This window comes from Arthrobacter sp. 179, from assembly GCF_052379645.1.
Taxonomy (GTDB): domain Bacteria; phylum Actinomycetota; class Actinomycetes; order Actinomycetales; family Micrococcaceae; genus Arthrobacter_H.
Window position 1 is genome coordinate 44,820 of the sequence record NZ_JBQSYU010000010.1, and the last position, 19,741, is coordinate 64,560.

Here is a 19,741-nt window from a genome sequence, read left to right on the forward strand (position 1 = left end):
CTCCCCCGTGATCGACTTCCGCGATGTCGAGAAGGCCTTCGGCGACAACGTGGTGCTGCACGACCTGAACTTCAGTGTCCAGAAAGGCGACAGGGTCACCCTCATCGGTCCCTCGGGTTCCGGCAAGACCACGATCCTGCGTCTGGTCATGACGTTGGAGGAGCTCACCGGCGGATACATCTTCGTCGGTGGTGAGCCGCTGACGCACGAGGAACGCGGTGGCAAGCGGGTCCCCGTCAGCAAGAGGAACCAGAAGCGCATCCGCCAACGGATCGGCATGGTCTTCCAGCAGTTCAACCTCTTCCCCAACATGACCGTGGTGGAGAACATCATCGAAGCCCCGGTGCATGTGCTCGGACAGTCCAAGCGCGAGGCCACGCTGAAGGCCAAGGAGTTGTTGGAACGGGTCGGTCTCTCCGATAAGGCCGGCGCCCACCCGACGTCGCTCTCCGGTGGACAGCAGCAGCGCGTGGCCATTGCCCGGGCCCTGGCCATGGACCCGGAGATCCTGCTGTTGGACGAAGTCACCAGTGCCCTGGACCCGGAGATCGTCGGCGATGTGCTGGGCATCCTGCGCAATATCGCCGAAACCACCGATATCACCATGCTCATCGTCACCCACGAGATGCAGTTCGCCCGTGATGTCTCCAACCGGGTGCTGATGTTCGATGGTGGAAAGATCGTTGAAGAGGCCTCGCCTTCGGTCATGTTCAGCGATCCGAAGCACCAGCGCACGAAGGACTTCCTGCACGCCGTGCTCGGCGACGGCGAAGACACCATCGGCACCCGCTAGTCGCGCGGGTGTTCCCGGGGGGATGGGAACACCCGCGTCCATACCACCGCCCACGCGGCAGCATTGCGGCCGGGCCCCTCACGGGGCCCGGCCGTTCTCATGCCAGCCGGCTCCCCCGCGCGAGCTTCTTCACCGGAGTACGCAGCCGGCGACGGCCCGACTCCAGCAACCCCGCGGCCAGCACGACCTGGACTCCCAGACCCAGCGGCCAAAGCGGGGCGGTACCGGCCAGGTCGGTCTCATCAACCACCGGCTGTTTCACCCCGTCGAGGCAAGGGTCCATCGCCGCGGCGCCGCGCTGTGATTGACGGACGATGGAACTGACGGCCTCCATCGGCCCTTCCCCGTAATAATCGTCGGCTGCTGCCCGGGGCTTCACCGGGGCCGCGTCGGCGACCACCACGAAGGGGTTGGCCGCCAGCAGCCACGTGTTCCGTTCGGTGTGGTAGACGGTGATCCGGGACAGTGACTTGCCACAGGTGAAGTCCTGTCCGTCGTAGTTCATCACCGCCTTCTCCTCGATCTCGGCGAAGTAGGCTTCCTGGTCCTCGATGACCTCCCCGTGGGCGTCCACCGCTTCGCCTTGGTCGTTGTACTGGACGTCATCCCAGGGGTCGTCGGGCCAGATCTGTTCGGAGGCCATGGCCGTTCCCTTGACCAGTTGGAAGCTCAACCCGTAGATGATCACCGTTCCCAGCCCCAGCAGGGCCACCACCAGATAGCTGGCGACGATCGCGAACAGCGGCCGTGCCGAGCGGGCGGAAATACCCACCCCGATCGCGCAGGCGATGCCCAGTTCCACCGCGGTCAGCAGCACCAGCACCGGAACGGCGGGAAGGTAGACGTCCCCATAGGTCATCGCCCAGATGATCATCGGGACCGAGACCAGCAGGAAGGCCAGCGAGGAAACCCAGGCCGCCAGCCATTTTCCACAGAGGATCTGCCCCGGGGTGAGCAGGGTGTTCTGCAGGATGGCCAGGGTCCCGCCGGCGCGGTCGCCGGTGATCGTATTGGCCGACAGTGCCGGGGCCACCAGCAGACCGAAGAACAGCACGAACCCGATGACCAGCTCGAACATGACCTGCCCGAAACCCTCTTCGGATCCGGCGGTCCACGCGGCCAGCCCGGCGACCAGTGCCGTGACGACGAACCAGACGGCCAGCATCACGTACCAGCCGCGTGAGCGCATCCGCTGCCGGCTTTCCAGTTGGAAGACGGTGCCGGCTCCCGCCCAGAAGCCCAGTGCGGATCCACTGCGCCGTTCTCCGCCCCGGCCCTCGTCGTCGGGGCGGCGCGTGGTCGTCGAGGTACTCATGGCCGGGGCTCCTCTGCTGGTGTTGGACGGGTGGAAGGATCCGAGGAGGTGGTCACGGCGCGCAGATAGGACTCCTCCAGGATCCCCGCGGCGGGCGCGAAGGCCACTACGGCCACCCCGGCGGCGACGAGTTGGCGCAACAGGGCCGCGGCTTCCGCCTCCGACCCGAGGAGGACCACGGCCGCTGCCCGCCGGGTTCCTGCCGGAAGGGTGAATTCGATCCCGGCGTGCTCCAGGGCGTCGGTCAGCGCTTCGCGGTCCAGGGCTTCGATGGCATAGCGGCGCCCTCTGGTCCCCGCATCGTCGACGCGTTGTTCGCTGACGGTCCGGCCGGCCGCAACGAAGACCGCCCGGTCGGCCATCTCGTCGAGTTCGGCCAGCACATGGGAGCTCACCACCACGGTGCGTCCCCGCCCGGCCAGCTCACGCAGCAGGGTGCGCAGTTCGATCCTGGCTCCCGGGTCCAGCCCGGAGGCGGGTTCGTCCAGCAGCAGGACCTGTGGATCATTGACCAACGCCCTGGCCAGGGAAAGTTTCTGCTGTTGTCCCCGGGAGAGGACGCGGGCCGGTCGGGAGGCGAATTCGTCAAGCTTCACCAGCTTCAACAACTCATGGGCCCGGGCGGCGGCATCGGCCTTGGACGCTCCGTAGAGCCGGCCCATCATCGCCAGGATCTCGTGGACGGTCAGCTCCTCCCAGACACCCAGGGTGTCCGGCATCCAGCCGAGCCGGGCCCTGGCCGCCCGCGGATCATCGACCGGATTGATGCCGCAGATGCTGATGCTCCCGGAATCGGGGGCCAGCAGCGAGGAAAGCATGAGCAGCAAAGTGGTCTTGCCCGAACCGTTGGGGCCGATCAATGCGGTGACTTCCCCGGGCCGCGCCGTGAAATCCATGGCCTCGACCGCGCGGATGGTTCCGAAGGAGCGGGCCAAGCCGATGGCAACCACCCCCGTTCCGGCCTCCGGTGTCCGTGCCGGAGCACCGCCGTCGTACTGGGTTTCCTGGATGCCCATCACCCCTCCTGACAGACTGCGCCACGGTGGCTTCTGCCCCGTGATCGTGCCGATCATCCTACGTTGGTTCGTGGCAGGGGCAGTCACCCCACGGGATGATCCCGGGGCGAATCATGACGGTTCACAGTCACTCGAACACGGCACCACGCCGCAGCCTCGTTACACTGGTTAAGAATGTGCCCGGCCGGCTCGGCGGCCGGCCGTCTTGTCCCCAACACCGTGGAGTGTGCAAACGCATGAGCCTGATTGTCCAAAAGTTCGGCGGTTCGTCGGTCGCTGATGCCGAAGGCATCAAACGCGTCGCGGCCCGGATCCTCGCCACCAAGGAGGCCGGGAACGACGTCGTCGCCGTGGTTTCGGCCATGGGTGACACCACCGATGAGCTGCTTGATCTGTCCAATCAGCTCACCGATTCACCCCCCGCCCGCGAAATGGACATGCTCTTGTCCGCCGGTGAGCGCATCTCCATGGCCCTGCTGGCCATGGCGATCAACTCCTCCGGCAGCCAGGCGGTGTCCTTCACCGGCAGCCAGGCCGGCATGATCACCGATGCGGTGCACGGCAAGGCCCGCATCATCGATGTCTCCCCGCATCGCGTGCGCCAGGCCATCGACCGCGGCTACATCTCCATCGTGGCCGGGTTCCAGGGCATGAGCCGCGAATCCAACAACATCACCACGATGGGCCGCGGCGGCTCCGACACCACCGCGGTGGCCCTGGCCGCCGCCCTCGGTGCCGATTCCTGTGAGATCTACACGGATGTCGACGGGATCTACACCTCGGATCCGCGGATCGTGCATGCCGCCCAGAAGATCGATGTGATCTCCAGCGAGGAGATGTTGGAGATGGCGGCCAACGGAGCCAAGATCCTGCATCTGCGCTGCGTCGAGTACGCCCGCCGTTTCGGGGTGCCACTGCACGTGCGCTCATCCTTCAATGACCATGAGGGAACCTGGGTGCTGCCCAGCCCCGAAGACAACATCAAGCTCCAAGAGGGAGACACCATGGAACAGCCCATCATCTCCGGCGTGGCCCACGACCGTTCAGAAGCCAAGATCACTGTGGTCGGCGTCCCCGACGTCCCCGGCTCCGCTGCTGAGATCTTCGGCGTGATCGCCGGCGCCAACGTCAACATCGACATGATCGTGCAGAACATCTCCAAGGCCGAAACCGGCAAGACGGATATCTCCTTCACCCTGCCCAGCGCCGAGGGCGCCGAAGCCATGGCCGCTCTGGAAGCGGCCCGAGCCGATATCGGCTTCGAGGAGATCTCCTATAACGACCAGGTCGGCAAGCTCTCGCTGATCGGTGCCGGCATGCGGTCGAACCCCGGCGTCTCCTACCGCTTCTTCGAGGCCCTGCACCAGGCCGGAGTGAACGTGGACATGATCTCCACCTCGGAGATCCGTATTTCCGTGGTCACCGACGCCGAGCTGCTCGATACCGCGGTGCGCGCCGTCCACGGAGCCTTCGAACTCGATGGTGAGACCGAGGCAACGGTCCACGGCGGTTCCGGCCGCTAAAGCCTCCCGCAGGTCACGGGCCCGGCCTCCCCCCCTCACGAGGGAGGCCGGGCCTTTCCTGTTAGGTTGGCGGCATGGACGCGAATACTTCTGCTGGCAACCACCGCGGCACCGGAACCAATGACCCCGGGCTGGATGAGACCGCCCGTGGCCATCTGCGCCGCTGCGTGGAGCTGGCCCGTGAGGCGCTGGACGACGGCGACCACCCCTTCGGCTCGGTCCTGGTCGACGCGGCAGGCACCGTCCGTTTCGAGGACCGCAACCGGGTGAAGGACGGCGACGACACCCGCCACCCCGAGATCGCCATCGCCCGGTGGGCAGCAAATCACCTCAGCCCGGCCGAACGCCGTGAGGCGGTGGTCTACACCTCGGGCGAACACTGCGCGATGTGCAGCGCAGCCCACGCCTGGGTGGGGTTGGGGACCATCGTGATGGCCTCCAGCTCCGAACAACTCACCGCCTGGCACCGCGAATGGGGCATTCCCGCCGGCCCGGTGGCACCGTTGCCGATCAACACCGTCGCCCCGGGCGTTGAAGTGATCGGCCCGGTCCCTGAATTCACCGCGGAGATCCGCTCCCTGCAGGCGCGGCTGGTTGGTATCGCCGAGTAACGATTCCCCCGGTCCTCCGCTACGGCCGCCCACACACCAAGAGATCGGCACCATCACCGGAAGACTCGAGTTCGAGCCAGGAACATCGCCCTGGGAACCGCACTGGCCCTGACCATGACCGGGTGCGTCGGCGGCTCGGCGAAACAGGATTTGGCATCCACTGAGGTCGACAACCTCGGGTAATCCACGTTCGTGGTCTCTCTCAGCCGATAGAGCACGGATCTTGGAGGAACCCACGGCGTGGACCTGGGGCACCTCTTCTGGAACGGCCCAGTGCGACGAAATCGTCTATGGGGCCAGCCGCGCCACCGCCCCCTGTTCACCCACCGGGGACCCTGAAACCGAGCCCATGATCCTCGCGCAGTTACCGGGAACGAAGGACCACACCGAGCACGGAGCAGGTACCAGCAACATCGCCAACGAGAACGCAGTGGCCGCTGATGCACCCTGCGTGGACGGCGACGTCTACTTCATCTCCAACGTCGGTTCAGCTGCCCTGGGGGGAACCGAAACCGGTGCTATCCAGTGGGGATGCGAAGACCGGAGAGTATCAGCAGACACTCCTGGAGAACGCCCTACTCTCCACCGACCTGGAAACCGGAGAAACGACGCGCCGTTTCGACGTAGAGGGGAAAAGCACTGACTCGGCCTCGTCCACGGTGGTGTTCACCCCCACGGAAGTCGTCCAACTGGTGGATAACAACGATGGCTCCGAATTCCGCATCATCGGCTACGACCGGGACACTGGACAAGAGAAGTCCAGGACCGTCCTGACAGGCCTGGCCGACGAGCTGCCCCGCGACCTCATCCCCCACGGCTTCGCAGTGCGCCGCGAGCCGAGCTCCTTCCCCGGCCCCGCTCGCGGACTAGCCGGAACTCTTCTTGGCCCAGTGGGCGCTGCTATGGGTCACAGGATCGCTCCTGGCTGCCGTTAGGACGACGCCGGCGCGGTGGATACGTAGCCCCGGTCCTTATCTACCACGTTCGCCAAGTCCCTGCCGGCGATAAAGGCATCGAGGTTGGCCAGGAACTGGTCCGCCAGTTCATCGCGCCATCCGTGCACGTCCCCACTCATATGAGCCGAGATGTGCACGTGGTCCATGTCCCAGAACGGGTGGTCCACCGGCATCGGCTCCACGGCGACGACGTCCAGGGACGCGGCGGCGATTTCCCCGGCCCGGAGTGCCTCGATCAGTGCCGGTTCGTCCACCAAAGCCCCGCGTCCGATGTTCACCAGATGGGCGCCGGGTTTCATCGCGGCCAACACCTCGGCGTTGACGATACCCCGGGTGGCCTCGGTCAGCGGTGCGGCCATGACCAGATGATCGGCCTCCCCCACCCGGTCCGCCAGCTGGTCGCTGGTGTACACGGTGCCGAAGTCGGGGTCGTTGTCCCGTGGTCTGCGTCCGGCCCCTTCGACCTGTAGTCCCACGGCCCGCAGCAACCGCGCGGTGGCCCGCCCGATGCCCCCGGTGCCCACCACAATGGCCCGGGACCCTGCGGTGCGGGTGAGTTCACGGTGTTTCCAGGTCCGTTCGCGCTGCAGGGCCTTGCTGCGGTGCAACTGCTTATCGTGGGCGAGCACTGACGCCAGCACGAACTCGGCGATTGGCTGGGAGAACGTCCCGTGGGCGTTGGTCAGCGTCACCGGGGCCTTCCGCAGCCCGTCGAAGAGCATGGCGTCCACGCCCGCTGCGGCGACATGCACCCAGTCCACCGTGCCGGCGGCATGCCAGGCGTCGCTGAGGGCGGAGGAGAAGAAGTCCCAGAGCAGGACGGCATCGGCGCCTTCGAGCGCCGCTGCCAGGCCATCGGCGTCGGTGACGACGACGTCGGCGCGCTCCCGGATCTCTGCCAGATTATGGGGTTCGGGAACGCCGGCGGCAGTGAGCAGTGCCAGGCGGGGACGGGGGGAATCATCGTGTTTCACGTCACCTACGCTACCGGCCCGAAAGATTGTTGACAATCTACCGAGGGGGCCTCCACGATGAGCATATGACCTCACTGAGCCCCCTGTTGAAGCAAGCGACCCCCGTAGTGGTCGACCACGCCCTCGGTTCCTGGATCTACGGCACGGACGGGAACGAGTACCTGGATTTCACCACCGGCATCGGGGTGGCCAGCACCGGCCACTGCCACCCGCGCGTGGTGGCCGCCGCCCAGGAACAGTGCGGCAAGATCATCCACGCCCAGAACACCACGGTCATGCATCAGCCATTATTGGAACTGACCGAAAAACTCGGCGAAAAGCTGCCGACCGGACTGGACTCGGTGTTCTACGCGAACTCCGGTGCCGAAGCGGTCGAGGCCTCGCTCCGCCTGGCCCGCATGGCCACCGCTCGGCCGAACATCGTCTCCTTCCAGGGCGGCTTCCACGGACGCACCGTGGCCGCGGCCTCGCTGACGAGCGCCGGCACCCGGTTCTCCGCGGGCTTCGCCCCGCTGATGGCGGGGGTCCACATGGCCCCCTTCCCGTATGCCTACCGCTACGGTTGGGATGTGGACACCGCCGTCGACTTCGCCCTGCAGGAACTGGATTACCTGCTGGCCACCCGTACCGCGCCCAACGACACCGCGGCCTTCATCATCGAACCGGCGCTGGGCGACGGCGGCTATCTGCCCACCCCGCCGCGCTTCCTTGAGGGTCTGCGCGCCCGGGCCGACCAGCACGGCATCCTGCTGATCATCGACGAGGTGCAGGCCGGCGTCGGACGCACCGGAAAGTTCTGGGGCCACCAGCACTCCACCGCGACCCCTGACATCCTGATCACCGCCAAGGGCATCGCCTCGGGCTTCCCGATCTCCGCCATCGCCGCCTCCACCGAGCTGATGTCCAAGGGCTGGCCCGGTTCCCAGGGCGGAACCTACGGCGGCAACGCGGTCTCCGCCGCTGCCGGGGTCGCGACCCTGGCCGTGGTCGAGGACGAGTCGCTCGTGGAGAACTCCCGGATCCGCGGGGACCAGCTGCAGGCCGGATTGAAGGATCTGCAGGCCCGGTTCCCGGCGATCGGCGACGTGCGCGGACTGGGTCTGATGCAGGGCATCGAATTCAGCACCGCCGACCGTGCCCCCGACGCGGCGACGGCGGCGGCCCTGCAGCAGGAGACCACCGCACACGGTCTGCTCACGCTGACTTGTGGCCCGCACGGAAACGTCGTGCGGCTGATCCCGGCCCTCGTCGCCACCGCCGAGGAGATCACCCTCGGACTGGAACGCTTCGAGGCAGCACTTTCCGCCGTAACCGAACGCTCCCTAAGCCGGACGTAGACAGGAATCCACCCCCCGTGACCCAGATCGCACCACCGAGCCCCCCGGCCGTGACGGCCATCCTGCACGAGGCGGGAATCGAGGTCGACACCTCGCCGAGGCGTTTGTCCGAATACTCCTATGACGCCTCCAACTACCGGGTGGAGCCGATCGGCGTCGTGTTCCCGCACGACGCCGATCAGGTGGCCGCGATCGTCCAGGCCTGCCACGGGACCGGCACTCCGCTCACAGGGCGGGGCGGCGGCACCTCGATGGCCGGCAACGCGGTGGGCCCGGGTCTGGTGCTGGACACCACGCCCTACTTCAACGACCTACTGGCCATCGACGAGGAGAACCTGTGGGTCGACGTGGAACCGGGGATGGTGCTGGCCACGCTCTCGACCCGCATTGAGGCCCACACCTCCGGCCGGCTGACCTTCGCCCCCGACCCGTCCTCGAAGAATCGGGCCACCGTCGGCGGTGCCATCGGCAACGACGCCTGCGGGAACCACTCGGTGCGTTACGGGCGCACCAGCGACCACGTCGTGGAGATCGATCTGGTCACCGTCGAGGGAATCCGGCTCACGGCCACCGCCACCGGGATCCGCGCCACGAACGCGGACGACGTCGCCGCGGTGCGTCGCGCTGCGGGGATGACCGAAGCACTGGAGGGTCTGGCGCAGGAGAACCTTGCCGGGTTCCGCACCGATCTGGGACGGATCCAGCGCCAGGTCTCCGGCTACCACCTGGAGCACCTGTTGCCGGAGAAGGGCTTCAACATCGCCCGGGCCTTCGTCGGGTCGGAAGGCACCTGCGCCCTGGTCGTCCGCGCCCGGATGGCCCTGGTGCCGAAACCGGCGAGCGCGCTGCTGCTCTGTGTCGGCTATCCGGACGTCGTCGAGGCGGCCCGGGACATCGAAACGATCCTGGAGTTCTCCCCGGCGGCCGTCGAGGGCATCGACGACGCCATCGTGGCCACCATGAAGTCACGGCGCGGGGAGGACTCCGTCACGGGGCTGCCCGAGGGCAAAGCCTGGCTCTACATCGATCTGGACGGCACCGACCCCGCCTCGGTCCAGGCCCAGGCCGACGAACTGCTCGAAAGGCTGCGCGGCATCGGGCGGATGGTCGACGGCCGGGTCGTCCCCGACACCACCGAACGCGCCTCGCTCTGGCGGGTCCGTGAGGACGGGGCCGGGCTCTCGGCCCGGCTGTCCACCGGCGGGGAATCCTGGCCCGGCTGGGAGGACTCCGCCGTCGCCCCCGAACGCCTGGCAGACTACCTCTCCGACTTCCGTGATCTGTTGGCCGAGCACGGGCTCCAGGGGGTCATGTATGGGCACTTCGGCGCCGGATGCATGCACGTGCGCATCACCTACGATCTGCGCAGCGACGCCGGCCGGAAGGTCTTCCGCGAATTCACCGCGGCCGCCGCGGCGCTGGTGGTCTCCCATGGTGGTTCGCTCTCCGGCGAGCACGGTGACGGGCGGGCCCGCTCGGAGTTCCTGCCGTTGATGTACTCCCCGGCAATGCTCACCGCCTTCGAGGACTTCCGGGCCATCTGGGATCCGACGGGGCTGCTGAACCCCGGGGTGATGACCAGTCCCGACGCCTTCGACGAGAATCTGCTGCTGGCCGGGGTGCCCGCACGCCAGTGGCGGACCAGCTTCGATCTGACCCCCGCCTCGGGCGCCACCGGGGACGGACTCGATCCGTTCGTCCACGCGGTCCAGGGGTGCATCGGGATCGGGCGCTGCCGTTCGGCCACCGGCGGGGTGATGTGCCCCAGCTACCGGGCCACCGGGGATGAAAAGGACTCCACCCGCGGCCGTTCCCGCGTGCTGCAGGACATGGTCCGCGGCGCGAAGACCGTCGAGGAGGGCTGGAAGTCCAAGGAGGTCCGCGAGGTCCTGGACCTGTGTCTGTCCTGCAAGGCCTGCTCCACCGACTGCCCGACCGGGGTGGACATGGCCACCTATAAATCCGAGTTCTTCTCCCACTACTACCCCGGGCGGATGCGCCCGCTCTCGCACTTCTCGCTGGGCTGGCTGCCGCGGTGGCTCAAGATCACCGGACGGGTCGCCCCGCTGGTCAACGCCGTCATGGGCTCCCCGCTGGGCAAGCTCGTCTCCGCCGCCGGCGGGCTGACGACCAAGCGGGCGCTGCCGCGTTTCGCCTCCGGGGCGGCCTGGCGCCGCGAGGTCGACGCCGCCCTGGCCGCCGGACCGCGCCGGCGCATCGGCCCGCCCCGCACGCTCTCCGGTTCCGGATCCCCGGGATCCCGGGTCGCGGCGGGGAACGACGCCGGGGCCGGGCAGGGCACCGCGGGTGCCGTCTTGTTCGTGGACACCTTCACCCGTGGCTTCCGCCCCGAGGTCGCCGGGGCCGCGGCCCGCGTGATGGTCGGCACCGGGGAGCCGGTGACCTGCTCGGCGGAGGCCTGCTGTGGGTTGACCTATATCTCCACCGGCCAGCTGGGCACCGCCCGCCGCCTGTTGAGCAAAGCGGCCCGCGTCCTGGATGACGGCACCGAACGCCCGATCGTCGTCATCGAGCCCAGCTGCGCCGCCGCCTTGTCCAAGGACCTGCCCGAACTCGTCCACACCGAGGCGGCCCGCCGGGTCGCGGCCCGGATCCGGAGCTTCGCCGGACATGTCGCCGCCCTGGCCGCCGACGGGTGGACCCCCGAGCCGGCGGCCCCCGTCCCGGCCTCGGTGGTCCTGCAAACCCACTGCCACGAATACTCGGTCTTCGGCGCCGCCGTCCAACGCCGGGCCCTGGCCGCCCTGGGCGTCGCCGAGGTCACCGATGCCACCGGCTGTTGCGGGGTCGCCGGGAACTTCGGCTTCGAGGCCGACCACTACGAGGTCAGCATGAAGGTCGCCGATCTGGCCTTGGCCCCTGCCATGGCCGACAGCACGGCGGAGGTCCCGGTCCTGGCCGACGGCTTCTCCTGCACCATGCAGGTCGCCCAGCTCGACGCCGGCCGCCGCGGCCTGCATCTGGCCGAACTGCTCGACCCCGCCCCACCCACCGACCATGCACGTACCACCACCCACCCGAAGGAGCACCCATGACCACCGAGACCTCCAGCTCATCCGTCGCCGAGTCAGCCCGTCGTGCCGTCTCGGGCATCAGCACCGACCTGTTCATCAACGGTGAATGGGTCGAATCCTCCTCCGGGCGGCGCTTCGACGTGGTGAACCCGGCCACCGAGGAAGTCATCACCACCGTGGCCAACGGCAACGCCGATGACGCCCGGCGGGCCATCGAGGCCGCCGGCGCCGCCCAGAAGGACTGGGCCGCCACACCCCCGCGGGTGCGCAGCGAGATCCTGCGCCGGGCCTACGACCTGATCATGGCCCGGCAGGACGAGCTGGCCCTGGTGATGACCACCGAGATGGGCAAGCCGTTGGCCGAAGCCCGCGGCGAGGTCGCCTACGCCGCCGAGTTCTTCCGCTGGTTCTCCGAGGAGGCCGTGCGCATCGGCGGGGACCAGATGGTCACCGGGGACGGGGCCAACCGGATCATGGTCTCCAAGGAACCGGTCGGGCCCTGCGTGCTGGTCACCCCCTGGAACTTCCCGTTGGCGATGGGCACCCGCAAGATCGGTCCAGCCATCGCCGCCGGCTGCACCATGGTCTTCAAACCAGCCAATCTGACCCCGTTGTCCTCGCTGGCCCTGGTGGACATCCTGATCGAAGCGGGTCTGCCCGCCGGGGTGCTGAACGTGGTGTGCACCAAATCCGCCTCCGAGGTCGTGACCCCGTGGATGGAATCGGGGATCGCCCGCAAGGTCAGTTTCACCGGTTCCACCGGGGTCGGCATCCGGCTGCTGGAACAGGCAGCCCGGAACGTCATGCGCTCGTCGATGGAACTGGGCGGAAACGCACCACTCATCGTCTTCGAGGACGCCGATCTGGACCGTGCGGTGGAAGGGGCGTTCGCCGCGAAGATGCGCAACATGGGCGAAGCCTGCACCGCAGCGAACCGGATCTTCGTGCAGTCCTCCGTCGCCGAGGAATTCGCCGACAAGCTCGCACGGCGTTTGGGGGCCCTCACCGTCGGCAACGGTGCCCTTGACGGCACCGACGTCGGCCCGCTGGTCGAGCCCAAGGCACTGACCAAGGTCCAGGAACTGGTGGACGACGCGGTGGCCAAGGGCGCCCGCGTGGTCTGCGGCGGTTCCCGCCCCGAGGGGGCCGGCTACTTCTACTCCCCCACCGTGCTCACCGGCGTGGACCCCTCGGCCCACCTGATGACCGAGGAGATCTTCGGACCCGTGGCCCCGCTGATCCCCTTCCAGACCGAGGAGGAGGTCGTGGCGATGGCCAACGACACCCCCTGGGGGCTGGCCGGATACCTCTTCACCCAGGACCTGGATCGGGCCTTCCGCGTCGGGGATGCCCTCGAAGTGGGAATGGTCGGACTGAACACGGGCATCGTCTCCAATCCGGCGGCACCCTTCGGCGGCATCAAGGCCTCGGGACTCGGACGCGAGGGCGGCCGGGTCGGGATCGAGGAGTTCCTTGAAACCAAGTACATGGCCATGCCACGCCGCTAGGTGTTCTATGCCGCGAGGTTGGTGACACCGATTGGCGCGCGGCTGGCTGGGGGCCTGCCCTTGAGCGCGGTGTGTGATCGAGTGTAGTTGTAGTGGTCCAGGAATCCTTGCAGGGCCGCCGTTCTTTCGGCGTTGCTGGCCCAGGCTTGCCGGTGGGCCCATTCGCGGGCCAGTGTGCGCTGGTAGCGCTCGACCTTGCCGTTGGTCTGCGGACGGTAGGGCCGGGTGAACTTGTGCCGGGTACGGGACTTGGCCAGCGCGGCGGTGAACAGCCAGGACCTGTAGCAGGAGCCGTTGTCCGTCAGGACCCGGCGGATGCGAGTGATCCCGTGACGGCGGAAGAACTTCACGGCCCGTTCCCAGAATCCGGCGGCGGTGGCTCCCTTTTCGTCGATGTGTTCCTCGGTGTAGGCCAGCCGGGAGTGGTCATCGACGGCTGAATGCAGGTACACGTAGCCGGCGCGGGCACCTGCATTCTTGGCGCGGCTGGAGGCCTTGTGCTGGGCCGAGCCCCGGCCATGGATGCGCCAACCGCCACCGTCGGGGATGAAGCCGATCTTCTTCACATCGGCGTGGACCATGTCCCCGGGCCGGTCCCACTCGTAGCGGACCACGGGCTCGCGCAGGTCCTCCCCGGACACGTCCAGGTCCCGGAGCCGGGAGATGCCATGGCGAAGCAGGATCCGGTAGATGGTCGAGGCCGGTAGCTCGATGCCTTTGGTGACGAGCAGCCCGACCAGCTGCATCGGGCCGAGCTTTTCCTTCCGGCGTAGCTGGCAGACCCGTGCTTCGATGTCCGGGTCGGTCTGGTTCGGGCTGGTCTCGGGGCGTGAGGACCGGTCTTCGAGCCCTGGTTCGCCTTCCGCGGTCCAGCGGGCGTACCAACGCCCGAGTGTCTGACGGGCAATCCCCGCCTCGGAAGCGACGTGGCAGATCGGGCGGCCGGCATCAACACGCTCACAGAGGCGGCGACGTCCTTCAGGGGTCAGCGGGGCGTTACGGTGGGACATCGAGGGCCTTTCTTTTCGGCGTTTTGCTTGGTCGCTTAACACCGAATCCAAGAAAGGCCCTCTTTAGCTATCCGCCACACCGGGCGTCACCAACCTCCATGAGCAGAACAGCTAGGCGTCATGCTTGCCAGTGACCTGAACCACACCCTAGAATTGTAGACAATCTACGATGGGTTTTTAAGGAGCTTGAATGGTACAGACGGGCTTCGCACCAATGCTCTTCACCACCGAGGAGTATGCCGCACGATTGGCCGCGGCACGGGTGCGCATGCAGGACCAGGGACTCAGTGCGCTGATCGTCACCGACCCGGCGAACATCTACTATCTGACGGGGTACAACGCCTGGTCGTTCTACACCCCGCAGATGGTCTTCGTCCCCATGGAAGGGGACATGATCCTGTTTACCCGTGAGATGGACGCCAACGGCGCGTTCCGCACCACCTGGCTGGATTCGGACAACATCGTCGGATACCCCGAACGCTACGTCCACCGCCCACACCTGCACCCCTTCGACTGGGTCGCCTACGCCCTGCGCGCCAGGTACCTCATCGCCCCGGCCACGAGGGGCTGCGTGGGGTTGGAGATGGACGCCCACTTCTTCTCCCCCAAGGGATACCGGTCGCTGGTCAACGCTCTGCCGGAGTGGACGCTGGTGGACTGCTTCGAACTGGTCAACTGGGTCCGGGCGATCAAATCGCCGGCGGAGATCCAGCTGATGCGCCATGCGGCGGTGGTCACCAACATGGCCATGCACGCGGCCCAGGACGCCATCGAAGTCGGCGCCCGGCAGTGCGATGTCGCCGCGGCCATCACCAACGCCCAGATCCGTGGCACGGAGGAGTTCGGTGGTGACTACACCGCCATCGTGCCCATGCTCCCCACCGGCGAGTCGGCCGATACCCCGCATCTGACCTGGAACAACGAGCCGCTCGAGAAGGACCAGGCGATGATCGTGGAGCTGGCGGGGGCCTACCAGCGCTACCACGTACCCATGGCCAGGACGTTCATGACCGGCACGCCCACCGCCCAGCTGGGGCATCTGGCCCAGGCCACCGACCATGCGTTGGCCGCGGTGTTGGAAACGGTACATCCCGGGGCTCCGGTGCAGGAGCTTTCGCAGGTCTTCAACCGCACGCTCTTCGAATACGGCTACGAGAAGGCCTCGCGCATCGGTTACTCCATCGGGGTCGGCTACCCCCCGGACTGGGGCGAGCGGACGATCTCGTTGCGCAGCGAGGACCAGACCCTGCTGGCCGAGAACATGACGTTCCACCTGATGTGTGGCATGTGGATGGACGGCTACGGCTACGAGGTCTCCGAGGCCATCCGGGTCACCGATACCGGGGTCGAGACTTTCACGTCCTTCCCCCGCGGGCTCGTTCCCGCCGGCAAGGCCGGCCACGAGGCGGCGGAGTCGATCAACGTGCTCGGCAACCCCGGCGAGCGCGCGATCTCCAATGCCCCCGGCCTGCCCGGGATGACCCCTCCGACGAACGAACCACGCCGTCCGGCCACCCCCCGCTTCGGGTTCACCACTCCCGACGAATCGACCCTGACCGGTTCGATGAACATCGTGGCACGAAACGCCGAGGCCGCCGATAGCGACCCGGCCCGTCCCACCAGCCCTCCGCTGGACGCCCTCGAAGACGACAGCGACACCGAAAACCCCCCGAAGGAGACACCATGACCACCGTGAACCTGCCACTCGCCGGCCGCGCCGAGAACCTCGTGGGCTCCGTCATCGACTCAAGCACCTCGCTGCTCGCCGCCCAGAAGCACGACATCATCCGTTTCGCCATGGGCGCCCCGGCGGACGAGTTCGTTCCGGTGGACACGTTCACCGAGATCGCCGCCAGCGTCCACGACGCCTCCTCCTTCACCTACGGCGCCTCCGAGGGGGAACCCCGCCTGGTCAAGGCACTGGTCGACTACCTGGGCACCACGGCGGAGCCCACCAGCCCCGAACGGATCAGCATCACTTCCGGCGGCATGCAGGGCCTGGACATCGCCTGCAAGCTCTTCGTCGATCCGGGCGATCTGGTCATCGTCGAATCCCCGACCTACACCAACGGGTCGGCCACCGCACTGAGCTACGGGGCCGAACTGCTCGAGGTGCCGATGGATGCGGACGGGATGGACATCGACGAGCTCGAACGCCTCGTCGACGCCGCCGGCCGCACCCCCAAGGCGATCTACACGATCCCGAACTTCCAGAACCCCTCGGGCACCACGCTCTCGGTGGAACGGCGGGAACGCCTCATCGGGCTGGCCCGCCGCTGGGCGGCGGTCATCATCGACGACGACCCCTACGGACTGCTGCGCTTCGCCGGCGAGGACCTGCCCGGGTTCCGCCAACTCAGCGACAACGACCCGCTGGTGTTCTCGGTCAGGACGTTCTCCAAGATCTTGGCTCCGGGGCTGCGGGTGGGCTGGATCGACGCCGATCCTTCGCTGCAGCAGCTCATCATCAACGCCAAGCAGGCGATGGACACCTGTACCAACGTCCCGGCCCAGCATGTGGTGGCCGAATACCTGCGCCGCGGGATCCTCGACGAGCACCTGGCCTTCCTGCGCGGGGAGTACCACGCCCGGCGCGACGCGATGCAGGCGAGCCTGGAAAAGAACCTGGGCGGACGGATCCGCACGACGCATCCGGACGGGGGCTTCTTCCTCTGGGTCACCCTCACCGGGGAGGACGCGGCAGTGGACACCCGCCGGCTGTTCGAGATCGCCCTGGCCGAAGGCGTGGCCTTCATCCCGGGCCCGGCCCTGTCGGCAGGGGGCCGCTTCGCCTCGGCCTTCCGGGTGTGCTTCGCCTCCACCGGGCCCGAGCGCACCGACGTCGGCGTCCAACGCCTGGCCGCCGCACTGGATCTCGCCCTGGAGGAAACCCGGCAGCCCGATGCCGCCGCCACCGGCTCCGCGCCGGCGTCGGGGCGTGGCTGAATGACGGACACGGCCACCGGGAGCACTGCGTGGCAGGTCGATGCCCCGGCCCTGACTGCCCTGACGATCGAGCTGATCAACGCCGGCGGGGTGAACCCCGGAGGCACCGAACAGGCCACCGTGGAGGCCCTGGTCGCCGAAGCGAAGCGGCGGGGCCTGCAGGTCAGGACCCGGGAGGTCGAGCCGGGCCGGCCGAATGTGTTCATCACCCTGCCCGGCGGGGACGGGGACGGACTGCTCTTCCTGGGCCACTCCGACGTCGTCCCCGTCGGGGACGGCTGGGACCGCGAGCCCTTCGACGCCTATGAGGCCGACGGCCGGCTCTTCGGCCGCGGCGCCACCGACATGAAGGGCGGCCTGGCGGCCGTGCTGACCTCCATGACCATGCTGCACGAGGCCGGAACCCGGCTCGCCGGTCCGGTGACTCTGGCCTGCCTGGTCGACGAGGAGGAGACCGGGGCCGGGATCCGGGCCTTGGTCGCCGACGGACTGGAACACCGTTACCTCGGCTGCATCGTCGCCGAACCGACCGATCTGGAAACGGTCATCGCCTGCCGGGGGGATTCCTATCTGGAGGTCGAGGTGACCGGACAGGCCGCCCACTCCGGACGGCCCAGCGATGGGCGCAATGCGATCGACGCGGCCGTGCGGATCTGCAACCTCGTCACCGCCGACCAGGAGCGCCTGCGGGCCGAAAACGACCCGCTGCTGGGGTACGCCACCTGGAACACCGGCATGATCTCCGGGGGGCGGGGCACCTCGATGGTCGCCCCCGAAGCCCATCTATGGTTCGACCGCCGGCTCATGCCCGGTGAAGACACCACGGCCATCCGTGAGGAGCTGGTCGCGGGCATCGAGGCGGCGGGCATCACCGGGGACGGGATTTCCGTCCAGGTCAACACCACCATGGAGATGCCGGGATTCCGCACCGATCCGGACCATCCGCTGGTCACCGCGGCCGTCGGCGCTTTGGCCGACGCCGGGGTGGAGACCAGCATCTCGGGATGGAGCGCCTCCTGTGATGGCGGGTTCATTTCCCGCGATTTCGGGATTCCGAGCATCGTGCTGGGTCCGGGCGAGCTCAACGACGAGGCACACCAACCGAACGAATCAGTTCGTGTCTCCGAAGTTGTGGCGGCAACGCGCGCATATGGCATGCTGATATCCACCTTGCTGAACCCCGATAACGGCGCATCAGGCGCCTAGCCCACCGACGGCCGAAAGGCAAACGATCATGAGCGAACAACCCCAGGGATCATCCGGCGCAATGACGATGGAGGACCCCAATGCCCCGGGCGCCGAGCCCCAGACGCAGGAAGCCAAGGATAGCCTGCACCGCTCCATCCTGGGTTCGGCACTGGGCAACGCGGTCGAGTGGTTCGACTACGGCGTCTACGGCTACCTGACCATCTACATGGCAGTGAACTTCTTCGGCTCCGAAGAGGGTGACGGCGGGCTGGGAGTCACCCTCGCCCTGGCCACCTTGGCGATGTCCTTCCTCGTCCGCCCCTTGGGCGGTCTGATCTTGGGCCCGCTGGGCGATAAATTCGGCCGGCAGAAGGTCATGGTCCTGACCGTGTTGATGATGACCACCGCCACCGGCGTCATCGGCCTGCTGCCCACCATCCAGACGATCGGTTTGGCGGCTCCGCTGCTGCTGTTGCTCTGCCGCATGGTCCAGGGCTTCTCGGCTGGCGGCGAATATGGTGGCGCTGCGGTCTACATGGCCGAATGCGCCCCCGATCAGCGTCGCGGTTTCCTGGGCTCGTTCCTGGAATTCGGCACGATGGTGGGCTTCATCCTCTCGGCCACGGTCTGCACCGCACTGATCACGATCGTCGGTGACGACGGAATGCTCGCCGGCTGGTGGCGTCTGCCCTTCCTGATGACCATCCCCCTGGGGCTGACCGCCCTGTACATCCGGACGAAGCTGGGCGAAGCAGCAGTCTTCTCCGAAGCCTCCGATAGCCAGGAAACCTCCAAAACCCCAATCCGCCACACCCTGCGCACCCAGTGGCGCGAAGTGCTCATCCTGGGCGGGTTCGTCGTCCTGCTCAACGTCGCCTTCTACCTGATCCTCGGCTACATGCCCACCTACATGTCCGAACAGTTAGGTCACAGTACCGCCCAGGGCAACTGGATGCTGGTGGCGATCATGGTCGTCATGCTGGTGGTGATCCCGTTCATGGGCGCCCTCTCGGACCGGATCGGACGCAAACCCCTGCTCCTGACCGCTGCTGGCGGGTATATTCTCTTGGCCGTTCCGGCGATGGTGTTGCTGGGGATCGACAACCTGTTCCTGCAGTTCATCGGTCTGGCCGTGCTGGGCGCCCTGCTGGTCATCCTGGTCGCCTCGGTGTCCTCCACCTTGCCGGCACTATTCCCCACGAATGTGCGCTATACGGGCTTCGCGATCGGCTACAACTTCTCCGTGGCGTTCATTGCGGGCCCCTCGCAGACACTGACCAACGAGTTGATCGATATCACCGGAAACGTGTTGGTGCCGGGGATCTACATGTCGCTGGCCGGCATAGTCGGCTTCATCGCTATCCTGTGCATGCGGGAGACGTCCCAGGCGTCACTGCGTGGCGAGGATCTGCCCGGCGATCCCGGATCGGTCGGCTGGCCGTCCAGGAAGTGGGTCCAGGTCAACCGGACCAAGGCCGACGCGGGCAAGGCCATGGCGCAGTAGGAAGACAGCTCGGAAATGGAGGGTG

At 67.3% G+C, this 19,741-nt stretch carries 14 protein-coding genes; 10 read left to right on the top strand and 4 right to left on the bottom strand.

Annotation, left to right across the window (positions count from 1 at the left end; all coding sequences use genetic code 11):
- The first annotated feature begins 7 nt into the window (after positions 1 to 7).
- On the top strand, positions 8 to 793 hold the full coding sequence (locus tag ACT3UE_RS08130; RefSeq protein WP_444554562.1) for an amino acid ABC transporter ATP-binding protein: 786 nt from the start codon (positions 8 to 10) through the stop codon (positions 791 to 793).
- Positions 794 to 890: 97 nt separating this feature from the next.
- Here the strand turns inward: ACT3UE_RS08130 and ACT3UE_RS08135 are convergent, their stop codons facing one another.
- Positions 891 to 2,108, bottom strand: coding sequence for an ABC transporter permease (locus ACT3UE_RS08135; RefSeq protein WP_444554530.1), 1,218 nt, complete (start codon positions 2,106 to 2,108; stop codon positions 891 to 893).
- Entirely contained in the window at positions 2,105 to 3,124 is a 1,020-nt protein-coding gene (locus ACT3UE_RS08140; RefSeq protein ID WP_444554529.1) for an ABC transporter ATP-binding protein, read from the bottom strand. The genes ACT3UE_RS08135 and ACT3UE_RS08140 overlap by 4 nt, the downstream gene beginning before the upstream one ends.
- 236 nt (positions 3,125 to 3,360) lie before the next feature.
- On the opposite strand from ACT3UE_RS08140, the gene ACT3UE_RS08145 reads away from it, so the two are divergent.
- Together ACT3UE_RS08145 and ACT3UE_RS08150 are read left to right on the top strand one after the other, a co-directional pair.
- On the top strand, positions 3,361 to 4,647 hold the full coding sequence (locus ACT3UE_RS08145; RefSeq protein ID WP_444554528.1) for an aspartate kinase: 1,287 nt from the start codon (positions 3,361 to 3,363) through the stop codon (positions 4,645 to 4,647).
- Between the two features lie 74 nt (positions 4,648 to 4,721).
- Complete coding sequence (locus ACT3UE_RS08150) at positions 4,722 to 5,258, top strand: nucleoside deaminase (protein ID WP_444554527.1); 537 nt, start codon at positions 4,722 to 4,724, stop codon at positions 5,256 to 5,258.
- 931 nt (positions 5,259 to 6,189) lie between these two features.
- On the opposite strand, the gene ACT3UE_RS08155 is transcribed toward ACT3UE_RS08150, so the two are convergent.
- A complete protein-coding gene (locus ACT3UE_RS08155; protein WP_444554525.1) occupies positions 6,190 to 7,188 on the bottom strand; it encodes a D-2-hydroxyacid dehydrogenase in 999 nt (332 codons plus the stop codon).
- Between the two features lie 65 nt (positions 7,189 to 7,253).
- Between ACT3UE_RS08155 and ACT3UE_RS08160 the strand changes: the two genes are divergently transcribed.
- The 3 genes from ACT3UE_RS08160 to ACT3UE_RS08170 are packed head-to-tail and all read left to right on the top strand — an operon-like array spanning position 7,254 to position 13,068.
- Positions 7,254 to 8,525 (top strand): aspartate aminotransferase family protein, encoded by a 1,272-nt coding sequence (locus ACT3UE_RS08160; protein ID WP_444554524.1) that lies wholly within the window; start codon positions 7,254 to 7,256, stop codon positions 8,523 to 8,525.
- 17 nt (positions 8,526 to 8,542) lie between these two features.
- Positions 8,543 to 11,581, top strand: a complete 3,039-nt coding sequence (locus tag ACT3UE_RS08165) for an FAD-binding and (Fe-S)-binding domain-containing protein (RefSeq protein WP_444566511.1) — start codon at positions 8,543 to 8,545, stop codon at positions 11,579 to 11,581.
- Complete coding sequence (locus tag ACT3UE_RS08170; RefSeq protein ID WP_444554522.1) at positions 11,578 to 13,068, top strand: NAD-dependent succinate-semialdehyde dehydrogenase; 1,491 nt, start codon at positions 11,578 to 11,580, stop codon at positions 13,066 to 13,068. Before ACT3UE_RS08165 ends, ACT3UE_RS08170 begins: the two co-directional genes overlap by 4 nt.
- A gap of 5 nt (positions 13,069 to 13,073) precedes the next feature.
- Here ACT3UE_RS08170 and ACT3UE_RS08175 read toward each other — a convergent pair whose 3' ends face one another.
- Positions 13,074 to 14,078: an IS481 family transposase gene (locus tag ACT3UE_RS08175; protein ID WP_444553909.1), complete on the bottom strand. Its 1,005-nt coding sequence runs from the start codon at positions 14,076 to 14,078 to the stop codon at positions 13,074 to 13,076.
- A gap of 190 nt (positions 14,079 to 14,268) precedes the next feature.
- Between ACT3UE_RS08175 and ACT3UE_RS08180 the strand changes: the two genes are divergently transcribed.
- Genes ACT3UE_RS08180 through ACT3UE_RS08195 form a run of 4 tightly spaced genes read left to right on the top strand, consistent with a single transcriptional unit; the run spans position 14,269 to position 19,716 of the window.
- The gene (locus tag ACT3UE_RS08180) at positions 14,269 to 15,765 is read left to right on the top strand and encodes a M24 family metallopeptidase (protein WP_444566512.1); all 1,497 of its coding nucleotides are present in this window, start codon (positions 14,269 to 14,271) and stop codon (positions 15,763 to 15,765) included.
- Positions 15,762 to 17,024 carry an aminotransferase-like domain-containing protein gene (locus tag ACT3UE_RS08185; RefSeq protein WP_444554520.1) on the top strand — a complete coding sequence of 421 codons (1,263 nt, stop codon included), beginning with the start codon at positions 15,762 to 15,764 and terminating at the stop codon, positions 17,022 to 17,024. Before ACT3UE_RS08180 ends, ACT3UE_RS08185 begins: the two co-directional genes overlap by 4 nt.
- Positions 17,025 to 18,230, top strand: coding sequence for a M20 family metallopeptidase (locus tag ACT3UE_RS08190; protein ID WP_444554519.1), 1,206 nt, complete (start codon positions 17,025 to 17,027; stop codon positions 18,228 to 18,230).
- Positions 18,231 to 18,258: 28 nt separating this feature from the next.
- Complete coding sequence (locus ACT3UE_RS08195) at positions 18,259 to 19,716, top strand: MFS transporter (protein ID WP_444554518.1); 1,458 nt, start codon at positions 18,259 to 18,261, stop codon at positions 19,714 to 19,716.
- The last annotated feature ends 25 nt before the right edge of the window (positions 19,717 to 19,741 follow it).